This is a genomic window from Desulfobulbaceae bacterium, assembly GCA_013792005.1.
Classification (GTDB): domain Bacteria; phylum Desulfobacterota; class Desulfobulbia; order Desulfobulbales; family VMSU01; genus VMSU01.
In genome coordinates this window covers 1-20054 of the sequence record VMSU01000109.1, presented here as the reverse complement: position 1 = coordinate 20054, position 20054 = coordinate 1, and the positions used below count along the sequence as shown (strand labels likewise).

Below are 20054 nucleotides of genomic sequence, written 5' to 3'. Positions count from 1 at the left end.
TAAGGATAGGTAGTTTTTTGGGGCCGATAAAAATCGTATACTTATACGTTTTTTCCCCACCCATAGGGATGATTTCCTGCTCACCACTGATTGTTGAAACTACCTTTTCATTGTCACCAGATGAAAGCAGAACCGTGGTCTTACCGGTTTGCTGAGGAATAATGGCAGAGAGAAAATAACTATCCTCATAGGCGGACCATGCCAGCTGTCCGCTCACCGTCTTAGGACCATCGTCTTTCAAATCTCCTGCATTCACCTCTTGGAGCACACCATCAAGGAAGACGGCGGGTCCGACAAAAACACCTTGCGACTTTGCCGCATCAGAAAAAGGTTTGTTGATACTGGACAGAAACGGAGCGCCTTGCAGTGCCTGGCCGCTCTCGTTCTTCACTGATATCTCAAGTGCAATCTGATAGGAGGCATCATTAAAAACCATATTCCGGGTAACAGTAAGCCCAGGCATAGGAGAAGCAGTCATGATCAGACTGGCCGAGCCTCCCGATGACGTTGTCACGTGATCTTTACTCGCAGTGAACAGTTGAGGCTGAGACGGGATACCATTCCCCCAGGCAAAGACAGTCCCTGGAGTATCAGCAAACACCAGTTCCTTGAGTTGAGCGTCCTTCCCCGGCTTCTCTTTGTATTGTTTAAGCTTAAAACTTTTGATCACAGCGCCATTTTCAGAAATTACCGCGCTATACAGTTCGGTCTCAATCGGGATGTCCTTGCCCGTGAGTGCGACTTGAGCAAACTGTGATTCAGGAACAGCAGCGATCCCTACAGGCGCTGCAACCTGAGCGGCTTCTTCTGCAACCACAGGAGCTGACCCAGGAGCAACGACCGTGGTCTGCTCTGCGCCCGGCGGAGGATCCTGAAGTTGAGGGGATGGCATGAAAAAATATTGATAACCCAAGAGGATCATCAGAGAGAGAATGACAGCGGTAAATGCCCGTTTGGTTTCCATTATGGTCTCTTCATGGGGGGTCTGGTTTAGTAGCGACGCGTTCTGGCAGGAGAAAAAACTTATTTTGCCACAGGGTCATAGCCGCCGGGATGAAATGGATGGCAACGCAGGAGTCTACGGATGGTAAGCCAGAGTCCTTTACAGACCCCATGACCACTGATAGCCTCAAGGGAGTACTGAGAACATGTTGGATGAAAACGACAGCTTGACGGAAGCAGAGGAGATAAAATACGCTGGTAGGCAACAATTAGAAGGATAAGAAACTTTTGCACTGGTATTCCATTGAATTAATCGATTAGCTCCCGGCTTCAGATCCTATTCCAACGGCAGAAGGCTTTGATCTAACGGTATGCCTTGCGATAATTGCCTGAATATCGGACAGACCTCGCGGCTGGAATTTAAAATTAGTGGCAATCACCAAATCTACTCCGCCACCAGGTGGCTTGTTTGCCACCTGAGACGGGAGGGTCCGGTTGAGCCGATAATATTCCTTGAGCAGCCGTTTAATCCTATTGCGCCTAACGGCAAGTTTTTGTCCGCCCACACTAACCCCTAGGCGATCATGTCCTTGATCGTTTTCAAGATAGATCAGGGTGATTCCCTTGCCCCAAAGCCTTTGACCTTGTTGGTAGACCCTCTGATACTGCCAAGGTTTAGTGATCAACAACTCCTTGGGCAAGGTCAGGGACATCGCTGTGTCAACCTGCCTGGAAAAAATCAGACAGCGAGGCGTTGACGGCCTTTTGCCCGACGACGGTTAATTACCGCGCGGCCATTCTTGGTGCTCATTCTGACCCGAAACCCATGGGTACGGTGGCGGGAAGTATTACTTGGCTGAAATGTTCTCTTGCTCATGGTGTGTTCCTCTTCGGTATACGTTCTATCGTGCCGGGCGAATTATTTCCAAGCTGACTAAATACCAGCCACGGCAACATGGCTATAAATGAATCTAGTACATTAACCACATTCACCCCAGCCTGTCAAATTATTTTGTCAGCAATCAAATTGACTCAATCCCCTGACGACTACACAGCTTGGAGTTGTTGTCTTAAAAATCGTAAACGTTTACCGGGCACCCCATCTGCTTCGCAGTCTCGCAAACTCGCTTAGCTGTTAGCGGCCTGCTCATGGGCAACTAGCACACTTCGCAGACCGCTTTATTGACCGACGAAGCGGGGCAATATAAATCGCTCATCTGGGGCACCCGGTAAACGTTTACAGTCCGGTGACATCCGCACGTTCAACGCTTCTGGTGAACAATTACTAAAAATCGATCAACTCCACATCAAAGACCAAGGTCGCATTGGGAGGAATAACTCCGCCAGCTCCACGAGATCCATATGCCAAGGATGGAGGAATAATCAGGGTCCGTTTTTCTCCCTTCTTCATCGCTAGAAATGCCTCATCCCACCCCTTGATAACCCGCCCCATGCCTACTGGAAACTTAAACGGTTGATTTCGATCAACCGAAGAGTCGAACTTGGCTCCCTCAATCAATGTCCCGGTGTAATGTGCAGTGACCGTGGCGCCTTTAGGGGGAGTAGCATCACCGGCCCCTTCCTTGGTAACCACATACATCAAACCACTGGGAGTAGAGATAGCCGTAGGCCATTTTTGCTTGATAGTCGCCTGCTGCTTCTCCATCTCGGCTTTTTCTTTAACCTGATCGGCCTCGGAACTCTTCTTGAGCAATGAATCAAACGCTTTCTGATCAGACAGGAATGACTTTGCCTTGTCACCTGCACGGACAATGGTCAAGGTCTTGATGCTATCACCCTGAGCGATCTTGTTGACCACATCCTGACCGCTTACCACATGACCGAAGATAGTATGCTTCCCGTCCAACCATGGTGTGGCAACATGGGTAATAAAGAACTGGCTTCCGTTGGTCCCGGGACCTGAGTTTGCCATGGACAAGACACCAGGTCCACTATGCTTGAGAGAAGAATCAAATTCATCCGGGAAGGTATAACCAGGACCACCAACACCCGTGCCCTGTGGATCGCCACCCTGGATCATGAAATCAGGAATGACCCGATGAAAAGTCAACCCGTCATAAAAATGAATCCCCTTGCCCTTATTGGAATCCTTGGAACCTTCTGCCAGCCCCACGAAATTAGCCACGGTCAGCGGAGCTTTTTCAAACTCAAGGCGAACCATAATCTCGCCCTTGCTGGTATCAAATTTGGCATACATCCCGTCAGCCAGTTTCTCAGCAGCAGTGGCGGACGCGGACAAACAAAAACTGCTGGCCAACAGTGAGGCGCAACAGATGGCGATCATTTTCATAACAATTCTCCAGAAAAATTAGACCTCATTAATATCATCTTCAAACTCAAACAGTGCCCAAATTAAATCAAAACCACCACACCTGTCAAGAGAGGATGGCCAGACCAAAAAAAACCGCCCCTCCCAAGGACAAGGAGACGCGGTTCATTTCAACTGAGCCCAACGGCACCAGCGCTTGAAAAAAAGCTGTAAAAAGCGGACTTCAGATTATATCCATCGAGAGTCCGCTCCCTTTTTATCAGATAGCATCAACACCACGTTCACCAGTCCGGATACGAATAACATCCTCAACTGGCATAACAAAAATCTTGCCGTCTCCAATCTTTCCAGTGTTGGCGGCACGACGGATACAGTCAACTACATTGGCAGCACTCTCCTCATCCACGATTAACTCAATTTTAACCTTAGGGATAAAATCAACAACATATTCAGCCCCCCTATAGATTTCGGTATGGCCTTTCTGACGACCATATCCCTTCACTTCGCTAATGGTCATGCCGGTAATACCACTATTATTCAGAGCTTCCTTAACTGCCTCCAAGGCAAATGGTTTGATGATCGCTTCTATTTTTTTCATGGCAATTCTCCTGCAGGAGTAGAGTGAAAGGCCCATTAACCAGCTACCGCAAACGTCAGCCCACGTTACTAAATTTATGGTAACTGTTCAGCAGTGCCGCAGATGCTAGGCATCGGCCTGCGATGTGTGCTTTTCGCACATGAGCAGGCCGATAACAACGCAGATGTGGCACTGCTGGACAGTTACGGTTCTGAGCTTCGGTACCTTTCTGGGTCAGAAGGTGGATAATTACAATTTATGAAGCATAACCAACTTCGCTGTGCTGAGTAAGATCTAACCCCTGGATCTCGTCCTCCTGAGCAACTCGCAACCCGCCGGTTAGCGCACCAACACCTTTGAGGATAACATAAGTGAGCACCAGTGAGTAGAGAATCGCAGCGCCGGCGCCAATCGCCTGCACCAGAAACTGATGAGGATTACCGAAGAATAGCCCATTGGCCGCAGCCGGGTTGACAGCAGACGAAGCAAAAAGACCAGTGGCCAACGCTCCCCACAACCCCCCGACACCGTGAATCCCAACCACGTCCAGGGCATCGTCATACCCCAGCTTGCCCTTGGCCAGAACAGCAAGGTAACAGATGACCCCTGCTGCCAAACCAATGATTATTGCCGAAATCGGACTGACAAATCCGGCCGCCGGGGTAATGGCCACCAATCCGGCCAATGCCCCTGATACCGCACCTAAAGTAGTTGGTTTTTTCTGAACCATCCACTCCACGGCAAGCCACGAGAGCACCGCGGCGCCACTGGCGACCTGCGTAGTAAAAAATGCCAACACAGCCGTTTCACTGGCAGCCAGAGCAGAACCTGCATTAAACCCAAACCAGCCAAACCACAGGAGACCGGCCCCCATAATGGTCATCGGCAAATTGTGCGGATGGAACGATTCACGCCCCCACCCTTTCCGCTTACCAAGCATGACAGCCGCAACCAAGGCGGCAACACCGGAGTTGATGTGAATCACGGTGCCGCCGGCAAAATCGAGAGCCCCCATCGTGCCGAGCCAACCGCCTCCCCAAACCCAATGACACAACGGCAGATAGACCAAGGTACTCCACAAGATGATAAACAACAGATAAGCGCTAAACTTCATCCGCTCCGCAATAGCGCCGGAAATCAAAGCCGGCGTAATGATCGCGAACATCAACTGAAAGGCACAAAACAGAAGGTCGGGGATAGTTTCCGAATATGGCCCTGGGCTCAAAGACACCCCCTTGAGACCCACCATACTGAAATCACCGATCAATCCGTTGGTATCGGGACCAAAGGCAATTGAATATCCGTAAAATACCCAGATCAAGGAAACCACACCCAAACAGACCATGCTGTGCATGATGGTCCCAAGTACGTTTTTGGAACGGACCAACCCACCATAAAACAGGGCCAGTCCCGGGGTCATCAGCATGACCATAGCTGTTGCAATCAGCATGAAAGCAGTATCGCCAGTATTCATTGTTGTCTCCTTAGTCGTTGATTAGTTGGATCGATAGGGCCTTGTGCATCGTTGCCATTATATCAATGCACATTCCATTCCAAATAATAATATTATCGTACAACTAATTAATATAACAACTTTTACAGACTAAAACGGAACAAGAAAATATCCGCAAAATTTTACACATTTGTAATTTACAATTAAATAAGTTTACGGAATTGGCACACACTGAGGAGGCAAGAGATACTTTGACAGATAAAAAAAATCCTGCTCACGATGGAACCAGACACACACGAGCCGAACCCTTTCCGTCAGAACAGCTCAGAGAACACAGAAAACAGTGCGAGGGAAGAAAAATGAGGTCAAAACCCCCTCAGCCAATCAGGGCCGCGAAGTGGTTTCAATAATGACACGGTCGGACAACTCATTGGCGTCGTCCGGCCGGATTGGAAAGTGCCGGGCAAGAACTTCCCCAACACGAGCGATTTCAGCGCACAGAGCTTGGGCCTGCCGACCCCCCTTGACCCCTTGCACCACCCGATCGGCATGGGCCTGAAGTGTCACAGGATCAATTTTTTGATAAATCCCGTAATCTGCAAGTACCCACACCTTCCGTTCAAAACAGGAGAGAAAAAAAAGGACCCCGGAGGCGTCTCGAGTTCGATGCAGGCCCTGTTCAAAAAAAGCCTGTTCCGCGCGGCGCCTGACCAAGGACTCAAGCCGCCCCTCGGGGATAAACAACCGATGCAAAGACGGCATCCGCTTCAAGCCAACACCAACAAAGAGAGTGCACAACACGGCACACGGAACATACACCCACTGAGAACCGAACCCCAAAAGATCGGTAACAGCCAGCGCAAGCAGTGAGCCGATCATCGCTCCGCCAAGGATGATGCCCTCCGGGTAGGTATCACTCTGCCCCACAACCATCACCGCAATCTCACCAGCGGTTTTGGCCTCGGCCAGCTTGATAGCAGAAGAAATCGCCTCTCTGTCCGTTTCTGAAAAAAAGGTTTCCCCTTCCAACATTACCACCCCCCGGAAGCTCCACCGCCGCCGAACCCGCCGCCACCAAAGCCACCAAACCCTCCTCCTCGAAAACCACCTCCACCCCGAAAGCCGCCGCCACCCATAGCAACACTGTTTAGCAGCATGTTTCCCAGAAAAAGCGGCAAGAGCAACCCGACCACCGCCCCGACCGGCAACAGCATCAACAGCAAGAGCAGGCTGACCGACGGCAATCCCAGAAAAAAAGCCAGTGGGAACAGGATAGCGCCAGACATCATCCCCAACGGTCGTGACGCACGACCCAGAAACGCTACAATAAATAAGCAAAAAACGAGGTAGGACAAAAATTGAGGCGGCTCCTCTTCCCGCCGAGCCTGCATGGGCCGCTGAGGCGCGGTGAATTCTCCCCGACACGTCTGGATAATGGCCGCCGTTCCGGCCAAAACCCCATCATCAAAACGCCCCGCCTTAAACAGAGGACGAACAACATTATCGACAATCCGGCCAGCCGCAAGGTCGGTCAACACCCCTTCAAGCCCTCGGCCCACCTCAATGCGCAGTTCACGGTCACTCTTGACCACCAGAAAAAGGACCCCGTTATCCTTGCCACGCTGACCAATCTTCCAGGCATCAACCACCCGAATACTGAAATCCTCCACGGAATCGCCTTCGAGCGAGTCAATGATGAGCACCGCCACTTGGGTTGAATCTGCCTCATCAAAGGCACGGAGCGCCTGCTCAAGCTGAAGTGCCGTATCCGGGCGCAACATCCGGGCATAATCATTGACATAGCCGCGAAAACCAGGCGGCTCAAGCGCTTGAGCCATGGCAGCCACGCCCAACAAAGCAAAGAGGACAAGGACCGCACCTAATACCCGGCATCGCACAACAACCGACACCATTATGGAAAGATGAGCAGTATTAGAATTCAATAAATTCCCTGGTCTAAAATTTGATGGTCTCGCAAAAAGTCACGGGATGGCTAAGCAAAAGGGCCGATATACAGGCAAGCGAGCGAAGAGAGACTCCGAGACGCAGTGTGCTTTTGCGAATGAGGCCACACATATGGTGTGCCGAATGAGCAAAAGTGCGCTGCAACGCAGTAGATCGGGCTTTTTGCGACGCCATCAAAATTTCACCGACGGAGCTTTTTCAGCGCCGGCTTCAGCCTTAAATGATTCACGCCGGGGCAGATGCAACAAGAAATTATTGGTAAGATTGTTGGGGAATGTTCGAATCGAAGTATTGAAGACCTGAACGGCCTGGTTATAGCGAACACGAGCCACGTTGATCCGGTTCTCAGTCCCTTCCAGTTGGTGCTGGAAATCTTGAAAGGATTGGCTCGCCTTGAGATCAGGATAATTTTCCGCCACCACCATCAGTCGCGACAGAGCGGAACTGAGTCCACCTTGGGCCGCTTGGAAATTGGCAAAGGCCTGCGGGTCATTCATCACATCGGCACCGATCTTGACCTGGCCGACCTTGGCCCGAGCCTCAGTCACCGCAGTCAGCGTCTCATTTTCATGGGCGGCATACCCTTTGACCGTCTCGACCAGACTGGGGATGAGATCGGCCCGGCGCTGATAGGATGCCTCAACATCACCCCAGGCGGCGTTCACGGCCTCATCGTTCGTCTGAATGGCATTGTAACCACAACCAGAAAGACTGAGAGAGGAAAAAGACAACAATAGAAATAGAATGAATCGGCGCATGAGGGTTCTCCTTGACTGTGCTATTGGCTAAGCCGTTGTAAGGAAATAACGTAACTACCTAGGTTGACGGTGATCAGTTACCGGTTACGCGGTTAAAACAATCATGGTTAGCCATTAATCATCACATAATGCATGATATTTGTGCATGCTCAACTATCAGCAGGATCACCCGCCGTCAACTACCAACCGCAAACCGACAACCTGATCAAGTTACATAACTTGATCATTCTCGATCGCCGAATCGGCATAAGGAGCCGCAAAGGACCGAGCAGCATTTGCCCAAGCTATTTCATAACGGCTCCTAACTACTCACACCATAAGGTCAACACTACCGCCAAGCAGGGCGCGACGCGCATCGGCCTGGGCCTGACGGACGATGGTGTCACCTGCTGTGGCAGCGATCTGAGCAAGGGTATTGCGGTTCTGCTCGACGAGCTTTCTAATATGGTCGGGCTGCGGATAAGTTGTAAAATGATCTGCGGTCAGCGCCCGGTAATCGATCACACGGTCAATCTTCACCAAGACCTCAGGTCAAGCGGCGCCCTGCCCGCTCAATTTGGAGAAATCACCAATCTGCAAAAAGAGGGCGGCAATGGCGGCAAGCAGCGACAGTCGGTTGTTCCGCACCGCCATGTCCTCGGCCATAACCATAACCTTCTCAAAAAAGAGATCCACCGGCTCCTTCATCTTAAGGATCACGGCAAGGGCGGCCTCGTACTTGGCCTGATCAATCAAGGGTTGGGCCTCGCCGCTCACCGCAATCAACACCTGATGCAACGCATGCTCAGCCTCTTCGCTCAGGAGTGCGGTGTCGATGCTTCCACCCTGATGATCCTTGATGATATTCATCACCCGCTTGAAAGCCCCGGCAAGCAGTGGAAAACTAGGTTGAGCGCTGATGCTGAGCAAGGCATTAATCCGGTGGCTCGAGTCGATAATATCGGCAAAAGAGACCGAGACCACCGCCTCAACCGCCTCGGCAGCGATACCCCTAGCGACCTGATCGTTGGCATAGCGCCCCTTGATAAAATCAACCACCGCAACTTGGGCGCGGGCGCGATCCTCTGTCAATTTATCACCGTAGAGAGCCAAAGAGCTGGCAGTAAGTTCCGGGAGAGAGATGGCAAACCCATGCCGCTCGATAATGCGGATCAGGCCCAGCGCCTGACGACGCAGGCCAAAGGGATCGGTAGAGCCAGTGGGAATCTGCCCGATGCCGAAACAGCCGGCCATGGTATCAATACGGTCGGCAATACCGACGATTGCGCCAATGACCCCCTCCGGCAACTGACTATCGGCACGAACCGGCATATAATGCTCATATATTGCCTCGGCCACCACCTCATCTTCACCATTCAAGCGAGCGTAATCCCGACCCATGGCGCCCTGCAAAGACGGGAATTCATTAACCATAGCGGTCAGAAGATCGGCCTTGGCAAGATACGCGGCACGGGAGACCTGATCCAAGAGCGCCGGATACAGCAATTTAGCCAGCTCCCCGGCCAGGGCCTGCACTCGATTAGTCTTCTCCAGCATGGTGCCCAGCTTGTTTTGAAAGACCAGGCCATTCAAATCGGCCACCCGGCTGGACAAAGGCGCTCGCTGGTCTTCACGAAAAAAGAACAGGCCATCCTCCAGACGGGCTCTCAACACCCGCTGATGGCCTTCGGCGCCGAGAGCCGGATCTTTCACCTTGGTATTGTTGACAGCGATAAAATTAGCCATCAACTGGCCCTTATCGTCAACAACAGCAAAATACTTCTGGTGCTCCCGCATGGAGGTGATCAAGGCATCTTTGGGCAAATCAAGAAACTTGGGATCAAAGCTCCCGCAGATTGCGTGAGGATACTCCACCAGATTGGCCACTGTCTCCACCAGTTCATCATCGGCAAGGACCGTGCCACCCACCGCCTGGGCCGCCATGGTGATATCCGCAAGCACCATGGCTCGGCGTTCTCCGGCCTCAACCAGTACATGCTGCTCTCGAAGCGCGGAGACATACTGATCATAGTCACTGACTTCGATCATCTGCGGGGCCATGAAACGATGACCATACGTCACTCGCCCCTAGTCCCCTGCCCCATCAATACTCATAGGGATGGCCTGGCCTCCGTAAATAGCCAACAGCCACTGGATCGGGCGGGCGAAGGTGGTCTTGGTGGCTCCCCACCGCATTGATTTGGGAAAGGGTGTCGACCGGATCATCTCAGACAACAGGCCAGGCAGCAGGTCCGTGGTGGCTAGGCCTTTCTGCTCCTGGCGAAGCATAAGGTATTCGCCCTTGGCAGTTGAGGCAATCTGGATATCGGCAACCTCAGCCCCCCGAGACTTGGCAAACCCTTCTGCGGCTTTGGTCGGCTGATTATTGGCATCAAATCCGGCCTTCTTCGGCGGCCCAAGGATCTCCTCCACTCGATCCGGCTGACGGGTCATCAGGGCATCGACCCGCACCACCAGCCGACGGGGAGTGGCGGCGCCGGTTACCTGACCAAAAGTCAAACCCATACCGGAAAGGCCTGCGGCCATATTCTTCTTCAGCGCCTCAACGGCAGGCGTCAAATAACCGGCAGGAATCTCCTCAGTGCCGATTTCAAAGATAAGTTGGTTGTTCATTAGAGTCCTCGTATAAAAGAAATCCTGGCCACAGCCAACTCTTAGGCGCGGCCGCCTTCGCGTAACTCATACCTCATGTTGGGCCGGGTTGCAAGACGGAGAGAGGAGGAAAATTAAGGTAAACGTTCAGCAGCACCGCATCTGCTTTGTCATCGCGCCGGCTCGCATACCATATACATAGCGCACAGACCTCTTTCGCGCATCTGCAGTGCTGTGAACGTTTACAAATTAAGTGCATAAAAAAGGATTAGACTACAAGGGAAAGGTGACTCAGGGGTGAGCAATAAAAATCCTGCAGAAAGCTCCTCCTCCCTCTACAGGAGGGGTTTGTGGATGGAGGGGGAGACGAGACACGGTAACGACTTCACGACTAATCCGCCACCCTAACCCTCCCCTGCGAGGAGGAAGGGAAATATGTGCTACGATGACGATCCCTGGTCAAAAATCTTCGAAGGTATCGTCATCATCCATGGGAATCACATCCTGAGGCTTGACCTTTACAACCGGCTTGACCGGTTTTGCCGGGGCAGCAGCCAGTGCTTTCCGTGCGGATGGCGCTGCCGGCAATGACTTCGCTGGACTCTTGACACTTGGCCTGACAAGTGCCGGAGGCGAAGCGGCCAGGGCTTTTGCCTTGGTCCGCGCTGGTGGCGGCAGGGCAACGGACCGGGCAGTCCCACCACCGTCAACCAAGGTCTTCAAACTTATGACAATATCCATCATCGCACCGGACTGACTATTTAACTCGGCGGCGGCAGCGGCCGACTCTTCGGCCGTGGCCGAGTTCTGCTGGGTAACGGTATCCATCTGGGTAATGGCCTGATTGATCTGACCAAAACCTTGGGCCTGTTCTCGAGAGGCAGTGGCAATCTCGCCAATAAGGCTGGCCACCTTGTTGCTGCTCTCCGCCACCCCGCGGAAAGCGACAGTGGCCTGCTCGACAATCCCCTTACCTGAGGTCACCTTAGCGACAGTCCCCTCAATCAGCGATGCGGTATTCTTGGCCGCCTCGGTTGAGCGCATGGCCAGATTCCTTACCTCCTCTGCCACCACCGCAAACCCAGCCCCGGCCTCACCGGCCCGGGCAGCCTCAACAGCTGCGTTCAAGGCCAGGAGATTGGTCTGAAAGGCAATCTCGTCGATGGTCTTGATGATCTTCGACGTCTGGGCGCTGGCCTCGGCAATCTCATTCATTGAGCGTCCCATCTCAGTCATCGATTCATCGGCCTGCTTGATAGTGTTAAGCGATTCGCGCATCAGCACATCCGCCTGAGAGGCATTGTCCGAGTTCTGCCGGGTCATGGAGTGCATCTCCTCCATTGAGGCAGAGGTCTCTTCCAGCGACGCCGCCTGCTCGGTAGCGCCCTCAGCCAGCACCTGACTGGAAGAGGATACCTGTCCCGAGGCTGCGGCAAGCTGCTCGGCGCCTGCGATCAGACTCTTGGCCGCCATACCGATAGGCCCAGTGATCGAGCGAGCCAAGAAAAAGGCTACCACCAGGGCCAGGGCGATGGTGGCGAGACTGGCGGTGATGGCGATCCCGGCCAACCTCTTGGCCTGAGCCGTAATCTCCTTGGCAACGACATCCCCATCCTTTTCCGCCCGATTACCCATGGCATCAAGTGCCTGATCGAGTTTGGCAGCGACATCAGTAATCTCACCCTCAAGTCCAGCGATCACCGCATTCTCGACAACCATGGCAACAAAGGCCTTTTCATAGGTATCCAAACCAGAGGACACATCATCGACATGCTCCTGTTTGATCCCGGCCTTGACAAAGGCCTCCCGCAGTTTGGCCACCGCCACCTTGGTTGCCTGGACATACTTGTCATCCAAGCGCAGCATATAGTCCTTCTCCTGCTTGCGAATCTCAAGCATCATGGCCATAGCCCTGGGAACATTGACAGAGCGCACCGCCTCCTCGGCCTTATTGATGGCTGACTGCAAAACCACGGCATTGGCCTCCCGATCGGTTTCCGGATCAGCAAGGAGCGTGGCCGCTGCGCTCTGATACTCGGCATAGGTCTCGGTCAGGATTTTTTTGACATCGGCAGGAGGGATAATATCAGCGCTATTCAAAACGGCTCCATACTCACTAATGGCAGTCTTGAATTTGTCACCGTGAGCGCCATCGGGGCTACCAAGGAATTCCATCTCCGCCTTTCGCATCTGGAGCTGGGCGATCCTGACAACATTCAGTTCATGCTCCGGCATATTGAATTGCAGGGCATGGGCAGCCTCCCTGAATGCTCCCCGAAGGCCCTCTTTCTCGGTCAGGCCGATGGCATGATAGGCCTTGACCAACTCATCCGCTTTAAGCCGGTATCCACTGACCTGGCTGATAGCCTCCTCGACCACCTTGACTTTACCCTGATCCCCCTCTCCCTGCGCAAAACCCTTAAGGGCAGTGAGATGCTTAGTCAGACCGTCGACGAACTGATTATGAAACTCCATCTCCTTCATATCATTAATGCGCATGAACTGACTGATGGAATTCAGGGCCCGCTGCAACTCTATATCCGCCTGATGAGCATGGTTCACCTGGGCCACGTCGTTACTCAAGAGGTCTTCAAAACCTCTGGTGGTCTTGATCGTGGAGAACTGATAGACCCCGATCACCCCGATCATCAGCAGAATAACGACACCAAATCCACCGATAATTTTTGCGCTGAGCTTCAACTTCTTCATCCGAACCTCCCTTTATCCACAAGATAATGGTAACTACTTGGGCTGACGGTAATTCAGTTACCAGTTTGCGGTTAACAAAATCACGGAACCTGCCTTGATAAAAATCACTAACCGTCAACTGAATAACCGCAAACCGACAACCTGAACAGTTACCCTGGAATTAGGATACACAGACAAAAAATTTATTGTCAACTTTTTTTAGGAGGTGGGAGAATCAGCTCAAAAACATGAGAGTACTACGGTGTGACGGTGGAAAATTTCTGGATCTGAGTGGTATAATAGTCACGATTGCCAGGGTCCTGGGCAATCGCTCGCTGTTCAGCCAGCACCGCCTGCTCTGGCGAGCCGTTTTGCCAATAGGCCAAGGCCAAGGTATCCAAAACATGACCGGCAGGTAAAAGGACCACCGCCCGTTTGGCCAGATCCAGAGCCCGTGCCGGATCGGCGATTGCGGCATCCTCGACGGTCAGCAGCAGCCACGCAAGATTATTCAATACTTCCGGCTGATCAGGAGAGAGGTCCAGGGCCTTGCTGTACTCACCTACGGCCGAGCTAAAGCGCTGACGGCTATAATACAAATCCCCTAAAAGCTGACGCCAGACAAAGTTTTGCGGATCCTCGGCAATTTTCTGCCGGATCACCGCCTCGGCAAATTTCTCTCTGGGCGGCTGATCAGGCAAGCTCTCCGGCATCTTCCACAAGGTGGTGGCGGCCAGGGCAATGATCAGGGCATAGACCAAAAGCGCCCCGTAGACCTTACGGTCATGGGCGACAATCTGGCCAGCATCGTGGTCGCAGCGCTTCAGGCAGTCAATGCGCTGACCGATACCAAAGTGGTGCCAACTGGGAAGATCCCGGATATCGCCACTCAGCCAGGCAATCTTCTCAAAGACCCGAATCAGGGCATCACTCCCCCCCATGGTCACCAAGGCGAAGAGGTCGGCCTGTCGCTCGAAGTTCCGCATGAAAAAACCCAAAACATAGCGGAAATACACGATCAACAGGACAAAAATCGGCACGGTGCTGGCAAAGGCCAAGGCATTGCCCGGCTGCTTGTTGGCCAGATGGATCATCCGATAAAAGAGGTCTGAGTTAGTCAACAAATAAAGGATGGGGTAGGATGAGAGGTGGGCCAATAACCCGAAGCCCATGAACAGCACCAGAAAGATCTGCAGATGCCGCTTCTTGACATGGCCCAACTCATGGGCCATTACCGCCAGCACCTCTTCCGGGGTCATGGTCTGCAGCAGCGCCGGAGTGATCAACAGATATCGAAATCTCCCGATGACTCCCATGACCCCTGCGGTCAAGGCCTGGCCCTCATGCAGCGGCCAGAGCATAATCTCGGCATAGGCAACTCCCTGCTCTCGGCAAAAGGTCTCAATCATCCGTCGGGCAGGTCCATCGGGCAAGGGAGTGCAGCCCCACATCCTGGTGACGATCACTGGGAAAATAACCGCCAGGCTGAGGAAGAGAGCCAGAAATACCGTCTGTTCACCCCAGGCCGAGGCCATCACTGCCCGAACGACCGGGATCTCCGTGCGCAGCAGCAGATCCGCCACCAACGACAGCAACAGCCAGGGCAGAATAATCGGTAAGTTGATCTTAAGATTGTTCCAGGTGAACGTACGAGCCGACTGCCGCGAGTTGAAAATCTCCCGGTACCGACCACTGGCCTTGGACCACATCAGCGCAAGGTAGCCCGAGAACAGAACCAGACAGGCCAAGCCTTCGACCACCGGCAACGCCCTGGCCCCAGGGATCAAATTGAAATAATACTGACAGTCGAGGAGGTAAACATCAACCGCAAAGGAGATGATGGCCAGGATAGAGCCCTGCCGCTCGGCCGCGCTGTATACCGATGCCTTGTAAACCCGCTTATGATCAAAAGCCCTAGCGATAAGACGTTGATAGAGCAAGGCCTTGATTACAAAAAGAGCAAAGCCGATCAGACCCGGCAATTGAGGATGGTCGGCAGCGGTGTTGGTGGTCAAAATCAGGATGACCACCAGGAAATAGATCAGATTGTTATATATCACTGGGGATTGGCCTGGTCGATTAGTGTCACTTCATAATAATAGGACAATGAGCTTGTACCTGATCCTTAATACTTCATCAAGAATGCAATTGCACGCTGGACGACCTCATGCCTGGGACAAACAGCGCTCATCCGAACACCCGTGCAGACAATCAGGAGTCCCTTTTATCCAAGCCCTTTTTTGCAGCACAGAGGAGATCATACCGTAACAACGAATTATGCAGATAATCGCAAATCCCCATGAACAATGTCCTGGTCTCTGCGGAGGAGAGCAGTTCAGGGGCATAATAGGTGGGAGGGATATCGCCCTCGGCCTGATACTTGGAGGAGAACTCAAACGAATTAGCGGCATCACTCTCGTGACCACGATGAGAACCATCGTATTGGCTGCAGCGCCCGCCCTACATCCTGGCAGCGTAAGGTCGTTGGCGGTCAAAGCTGGTATTGTGGCGGAAGCAATGTCTGGCCAGTTCGTCAAGCTGGGTTGGTGTCATCAGCTTATGATGGATGAAGTATTCGCCAAAACGCTTCTGAAGTTTATTCTGCTGATAGAGCATGAGACTGAGCTGCCTTTCAGTGAGAAGACCCAAATCCACGGCTGACGCGCCAAAAGAATCGCTCAGTTTCCTTTTCTTCAGCACTGTCAAGATATCCTGATCAGTGAGCCAGCCAAAACGGCGCCCGATCTCACCCAGCCTCGGTCGACCGGTCCGCTGCCAGACCAAGGCCTTGACGATAGTCTGCCAGTTGGTCAACCCCGCATAATAGAGATAGTGACCAAAAAGCAATCTACGTGAAGGGATGGCCCCCAACGGTTTGTCTCCGCTGACAGTCCAGGCAGAGGAGGGCCGGTCCTTGAAACGGGTAAAACCACCCGGCTGATCGGTGGTCTTAGTCTTAGGCTTGGGCTTGGGCTTGACCTTAGGCTTAGCCTCACTGGCTCCGGAGTTAGGCCAACGTTGCTCGGGCCGAGGGGCGGGCTGTGGTTTTCTCGGCGCGGAATGGACGTGCGGGCGGCTGAGCGACGGGAAGCAGAAACCGTTATCGCGGGCATCCAGGTATGCGGTCAGATTCTCGTAGGACTGCTGGACGCGGCGAAAAAGATCCACGCTCGCGCCTTGAGCTGAATCTCTCTGGCTAGCCAAAATATCAGGATGAGTCTCCAGCGCCTTTTTACGATAGGCGCTCTTGATTCCTGAACGCTGTAGATATTCCAAAAAATTGCGAGTGATGTCCAATTCTGCGCCGAACAACACCCGGCAGGAAGCAAATAATTCGTGCTCCACAAACACTGCTGTCATTGTTATATTTCCTCCGCGCAAAGATTTCCGGCGTCAACTGATCTATTCGCCAACTTTTTTTAACTTTCGCTCGAGCCAGCCCCCTATATACCTCTCTCTGGCTAGGATAACGATATATTTTAGCATATTCCAATACCACCTTACATTTCAAGAGACATTAGAGGAAAAAGCCCTTGTTCCCCTAAGTTACTTTACTTTACCCCCCGATAGAAGGCCATTCTCTCAGCATAGGGGCGATACATGGCAGCAAGGGTAACTCGTTCCTGCTCTGGCAACGGACCCTGTTGAACGGCCGCCACCAACTCCTTGACCTCTTCCGGACTGGAACAACCGACAATAGGCAGAGTGATCGAATGAGCCAAGGCAAAGCGAACCAACGCCTCAGCCGTCACCTCAAGTTTGGGCAGCACGTAATGGGCGCCAGCCCCACCCAGCAGCTTCATGCCGATTACCGCTATCCCCTTTTCCCTGGCCGCAGAGAGTGTCTGAGTCAAAAAGCCACCAAGAACTTCCTCGACAGGGTTGACCGGCATCAGCACACTGTCCACCGGCCAGAGCTTGACCGCCTTGGTTAAAATATGAGGATCATGGTGTCCGGTCACCCCGATATGGCGAACCAGTCCCTGCTCCTTGGCCGCGACAAAAGCCTCTAAAGCGCCGCCTGTCCGGCCTATCGCCAGCAGATCGTCTTCCGTGCGGACATCGTGAATCTGCCAAAGATCAAGGTAGGAGGTCTGCAACCGCTTAAGGGTGCTGTGCAGATCAGCCATCGCTCCGTCCCTGTCGCGGGAGGCCGATTTACTGGTCTGAAAAATCTTGGCCCGCAATTCCGGCTCCTTCCCCCACACCTGGCCGTAATAAATCTCACTTTCGGCATACACCCGGGCTGAATCGAAATAGGTAATGCCCTGGCGGATTGCCTCACGAATCACTGCCTCGGCCTCCTTACCCCGGCCATAAGTCCGAAGCACACCCTCTCCACCCAACCCAACCCTGGAAATCGTTTTTCCGGTACTGCCAAAAGACATCATCTTCATAACATTGTTCTCCTCACAATAAGGCCCCACAAGTCTCACACACCCCGATCAAATCAAGGCTCCAACCTCCAGCCAGTACACCCCCTCATCAGTACAGCGGGGTAAAGAAGCGGGAACTCATCTCTTCAAGACCGAGCGTATGAAGCACTTCCTGCAAACGCTCAGTCGGACGGCGGCGCGGCAGGTCTTGGTATCGAGCAATGATCAGCTCGTTTTTCATCGAGTGCTCCCAGCCGACAAGCTCAGTAACGTTGACCTGATACCCATGGGCCTCAAGTTGCAGACAGCGGAAGACATTGGTGATCAGACTGCCGAACTCCCTGGTATGGAGAGGATGCCGCCAGATCTCAGTCAGACTGCTGCGAGCCAGGTTCTTGCCTTTATTTTTACGGAGCACCGCCGCGACTTCGGCTTGGCAGCACGGCACCACGACGATAAACTGCGCTTGTTTCTTCAAGGCAAAATGAATAGCATCGTCGGTAGCAGTATCGCAGGCGTGCAGCGCCGTCACCACATCCACCGCAATCGGCAAGGATTCGGAATCAATAGCGTCAACAACCGAAAGATTCAAGAACGACATGCCGGAGAAATTAAGCCGCCTGGCCAAGGTTTGAGACTTAGCCACCAACTCCTCACGCGTCTCAATACCAAAGACATGGGACCCATTGTCCTGATCCTTAAAAAAGAGATCATAGAGAATAAAACCGAGATACGACTTACCCGCCCCATGATCGACCAAAGAGATATCGGGATGATCCTCTTGAACTGCCCTTAACAGAGGTTCGATAAACTGATAAAGGTGATACACCTGCTTGAGTTTGCGCCGGCTGTCCTGGTTCAGCTTGCCATCGCGCGTGAGGATGTGCAACTCCTTCAGTAGTTCGATTGATTGACCTGGCCGGATTTCATTTCTTTCATGCATCTGAATTTGCTCTTCGAGTGAAATTAACCTAAACTAACAATCAGATCAGTTTACCATGCGACTGATGAAGTGCCAAACAAATCAGGGTAAAAGAGAAAGGACCATGAGCAGCTTCAGACAAAAAATAGCCCATATTATCTTACTCGCCACTGTCGGTTTGATTGGCATATCCCAGGCAGTCTCTGCCTCCCAGATGGTCCACTTACGAATCAACACCATGCACGGATTCAAAAATGCCCAAGGCGCTGTGCTCGATACGGGACTGCACCTGGGAACTGAGGTCTCTGTCACCGCTTCATCAAAACATAACGGCACCCCATTCCTCCCGCCAGACCAATTCGTTGATGATGCCAAGGCAGTAGGGGCAACAATCCTCTCCTCCAGTTTCAGCAACTGGGACTATAGTTATGATTCAGAAGGCTATGAAAAATTGACGGACAACGGCATGATCCATGTTTTCGCCTATGAACCCCGTCATCCACAGCCCTGGAATGCCCCTCCGCCGGCGGCCTTCGCAACAGTCAACAAGATCGGAGCGCAGAGTGGCGGCGGGATTGAGTTTGGAGTGCCAAGCACTTATATGGAGGGGAAAGGAAGGAGCAATACTCCATCAGGGGTTACCGCACAACTGGCAGGCTTGATGGCATGTCTTAAATACTTACATCCGACATGGAACTGGTTTGACATCAAGGCAGCGCTCAGGGCAACTGCCGACAACTACGACTCCGGGTACAACCCGGAACATTACGGTTATGGCGCCATCAATTATCATGCGGCAAATGCCCTGAAAGATGCATGGAAGCTCCCCCTCTTTGCGCCGTCAGCCGTTCTATTGCGGCAAAGTGAGGATCAACTCACCTTTATCATCAATGGCTTCCGCCAGTCCCGTAGATATACCGAAGTCCTGTTTGCCTTCTCCGCACGCCCACCACCACAACAGCAGGAATTGACCTTGGCCCAAATAACTGCCCTGGGAGGTCACCTGGTCTTCTCAAACCTCGCTACGGATGCCAACATATTTTCATTCCGGGTGACCAGCGCCGAAACGCGCTATTTAGTGTGGCTCACCCAAGATGTACGAGGGAATTTTTCCCGGATTGAACCCTATTCCATCTTTGGACCAATTCTCCTGTGATATCCGCACCCAGGCCGCGTCCTTGAGGCTATTTATCCCATAACAATTCGAGCGTGATCAAGAGAGCCACCTCTAATGGCGTCAAAAAAAGTCTGCAATCAGCACGAGCACCAAGGAGAGACCGCGCATTTTTGCTGGGTATTTCCCCGAGGGTACAGTATCATAATAATCGAATACTACCAATCACCTCATCAAGCAAGGGAGGAGTACCATGCTGAAAAAATTACCGGTCCTGTTCACCGTCACCCTGCTACTCATTGCCTCATTCTGCCACGCCACCACCAAGACCGATACCTTTCAAACCGATGCAGGGGAATTGAAAATCACCTTCCTTA

17 protein-coding genes and 1 pseudogene are annotated in these 20054 nt (G+C 52.6%); 1 reads left to right on the top strand and 17 read right to left on the bottom strand.

Translation table 11 applies throughout. From position 1 onward, the window contains the following. The 17 genes and pseudogenes from yidC to FP815_06300 all read right to left on the bottom strand — a co-directional run. A partial coding sequence (yidC, locus tag FP815_06380) for a membrane protein insertase YidC (GenBank protein MBA3014566.1) occupies positions 1-964 on the bottom strand: 964 nt, incomplete at its 3' end. 59 nt (positions 965-1023) lie between these two features. Further along, positions 1024-1236 carry a membrane protein insertion efficiency factor YidD gene (yidD, locus tag FP815_06375; protein ID MBA3014565.1) on the bottom strand — a complete coding sequence of 71 codons (213 nt, stop codon included), beginning with the start codon at positions 1234-1236 and terminating at the stop codon, positions 1024-1026. A gap of 23 nt (positions 1237-1259) precedes the next feature. Further along, positions 1260-1655: a ribonuclease P protein component gene (rnpA, locus tag FP815_06370; protein MBA3014564.1), complete on the bottom strand. Its 396-nt coding sequence runs from the start codon at positions 1653-1655 to the stop codon at positions 1260-1262. 26 nt (positions 1656-1681) lie between these two features. After that, entirely contained in the window at positions 1682-1819 is a 138-nt protein-coding gene (gene rpmH / locus FP815_06365) for a 50S ribosomal protein L34 (GenBank protein ID MBA3014563.1), read from the bottom strand. A 408-nt stretch (positions 1820-2227) separates the two neighbouring features. Continuing rightward, positions 2228-3247 (bottom strand): peptidylprolyl isomerase, encoded by a 1020-nt coding sequence (locus tag FP815_06360; GenBank protein ID MBA3014562.1) that lies wholly within the window; start codon positions 3245-3247, stop codon positions 2228-2230. Positions 3248-3491: 244 nt separating this feature from the next. Continuing rightward, on the bottom strand, positions 3492-3830 hold the full coding sequence (locus FP815_06355) for a P-II family nitrogen regulator (GenBank protein ID MBA3014561.1): 339 nt from the start codon (positions 3828-3830) through the stop codon (positions 3492-3494). A 235-nt stretch (positions 3831-4065) separates the two neighbouring features. After that, on the bottom strand, positions 4066-5283 hold the full coding sequence (locus tag FP815_06350; GenBank protein MBA3014560.1) for an ammonium transporter: 1218 nt from the start codon (positions 5281-5283) through the stop codon (positions 4066-4068). Positions 5284-5646: 363 nt separating this feature from the next. Further along, positions 5647-6294, bottom strand: a complete 648-nt coding sequence (locus FP815_06345) for a hypothetical protein (GenBank protein ID MBA3014559.1) — start codon at positions 6292-6294, stop codon at positions 5647-5649. Continuing rightward, positions 6294-7175 (bottom strand): TPM domain-containing protein, encoded by an 882-nt coding sequence (locus tag FP815_06340; protein ID MBA3014558.1) that lies wholly within the window; start codon positions 7173-7175, stop codon positions 6294-6296. The genes FP815_06345 and FP815_06340 overlap by 1 nt, the downstream gene beginning before the upstream one ends. Before the next feature lie 225 nt (positions 7176-7400). Continuing rightward, the gene (locus tag FP815_06335; GenBank protein ID MBA3014557.1) at positions 7401-7985 is read right to left on the bottom strand and encodes a LemA family protein; all 585 of its coding nucleotides are present in this window, start codon (positions 7983-7985) and stop codon (positions 7401-7403) included. A gap of 309 nt (positions 7986-8294) precedes the next feature. Beyond that, a complete protein-coding gene (locus FP815_06330; protein ID MBA3014556.1) occupies positions 8295-8504 on the bottom strand; it encodes a hypothetical protein in 210 nt (69 codons plus the stop codon). Positions 8505-8516: 12 nt separating this feature from the next. Next, positions 8517-10598 (bottom strand): annotated as a pseudogene (locus FP815_06325) (glycine--tRNA ligase subunit beta). 438 nt (positions 10599-11036) lie between these two features. Next, positions 11037-13286 (bottom strand): hypothetical protein, encoded by a 2250-nt coding sequence (locus FP815_06320; GenBank protein ID MBA3014555.1) that lies wholly within the window; start codon positions 13284-13286, stop codon positions 11037-11039. A 236-nt stretch (positions 13287-13522) separates the two neighbouring features. Next, positions 13523-15325 carry a M48 family metalloprotease gene (locus FP815_06315; protein MBA3014554.1) on the bottom strand — a complete coding sequence of 601 codons (1803 nt, stop codon included), beginning with the start codon at positions 15323-15325 and terminating at the stop codon, positions 13523-13525. Positions 15326-15725: 400 nt separating this feature from the next. Continuing rightward, entirely contained in the window at positions 15726-16625 is a 900-nt protein-coding gene (locus tag FP815_06310; protein ID MBA3014553.1) for a J domain-containing protein, read from the bottom strand. Positions 16626-16816: 191 nt separating this feature from the next. Then, positions 16817-17662: an aldo/keto reductase gene (locus FP815_06305; protein MBA3014552.1), complete on the bottom strand. Its 846-nt coding sequence runs from the start codon at positions 17660-17662 to the stop codon at positions 16817-16819. Positions 17663-17750: 88 nt separating this feature from the next. Then, complete coding sequence (locus FP815_06300) at positions 17751-18584, bottom strand: SAM-dependent methyltransferase (GenBank protein ID MBA3014551.1); 834 nt, start codon at positions 18582-18584, stop codon at positions 17751-17753. Between the two features lie 103 nt (positions 18585-18687). Here FP815_06300 and FP815_06295 point away from each other — a divergent pair, with 103 nt between their 5' ends. Then, the gene (locus tag FP815_06295; protein ID MBA3014550.1) at positions 18688-19719 is read left to right on the top strand and encodes a hypothetical protein; all 1032 of its coding nucleotides are present in this window, start codon (positions 18688-18690) and stop codon (positions 19717-19719) included. The last annotated feature ends 335 nt before the right edge of the window (positions 19720-20054 follow it).

What these genes read in the sequence shown, in the direction of transcription:
- FP815_06310 (MBA3014553.1), bottom strand. Translation starts at nt 16,625, where the DNA reads ATGACAGCAGTGTTTGTGGAGCACGAATTATTTGCTTCCTGCCGGGTG.
- FP815_06355 (MBA3014561.1), bottom strand. Translation starts at nt 3,830, where the DNA reads ATGAAAAAAATAGAAGCGATCATCAAACCATTTGCCTTGGAGGCAGTT.
- FP815_06350 (MBA3014560.1), bottom strand. Translation starts at nt 5,283, where the DNA reads ATGAATACTGGCGATACTGCTTTCATGCTGATTGCAACAGCTATGGTC.
- FP815_06345 (MBA3014559.1), bottom strand. Translation starts at nt 6,294, where the DNA reads ATGTTGGAAGGGGAAACCTTTTTTTCAGAAACGGACAGAGAGGCGATT.
- rnpA (MBA3014564.1), bottom strand. Translation starts at nt 1,655, where the DNA reads ATGTCCCTGACCTTGCCCAAGGAGTTGTTGATCACTAAACCTTGGCAG.
- rpmH (MBA3014563.1), bottom strand. Translation starts at nt 1,819, where the DNA reads ATGAGCAAGAGAACATTTCAGCCAAGTAATACTTCCCGCCACCGTACC.
- FP815_06305 (MBA3014552.1), bottom strand. Translation starts at nt 17,662, where the DNA reads ATGAAGATGATGTCTTTTGGCAGTACCGGAAAAACGATTTCCAGGGTT.
- FP815_06300 (MBA3014551.1), bottom strand. Translation starts at nt 18,584, where the DNA reads ATGCATGAAAGAAATGAAATCCGGCCAGGTCAATCAATCGAACTACTG.
- FP815_06340 (MBA3014558.1), bottom strand. Translation starts at nt 7,175, where the DNA reads ATGGTGTCGGTTGTTGTGCGATGCCGGGTATTAGGTGCGGTCCTTGTC.
- FP815_06295 (MBA3014550.1), top strand. Translation starts at nt 18,688, where the DNA reads ATGAGCAGCTTCAGACAAAAAATAGCCCATATTATCTTACTCGCCACT.
- FP815_06360 (MBA3014562.1), bottom strand. Translation starts at nt 3,247, where the DNA reads ATGATCGCCATCTGTTGCGCCTCACTGTTGGCCAGCAGTTTTTGTTTG.
- FP815_06320 (MBA3014555.1), bottom strand. Translation starts at nt 13,286, where the DNA reads ATGAAGAAGTTGAAGCTCAGCGCAAAAATTATCGGTGGATTTGGTGTC.
- FP815_06335 (MBA3014557.1), bottom strand. Translation starts at nt 7,985, where the DNA reads ATGCGCCGATTCATTCTATTTCTATTGTTGTCTTTTTCCTCTCTCAGT.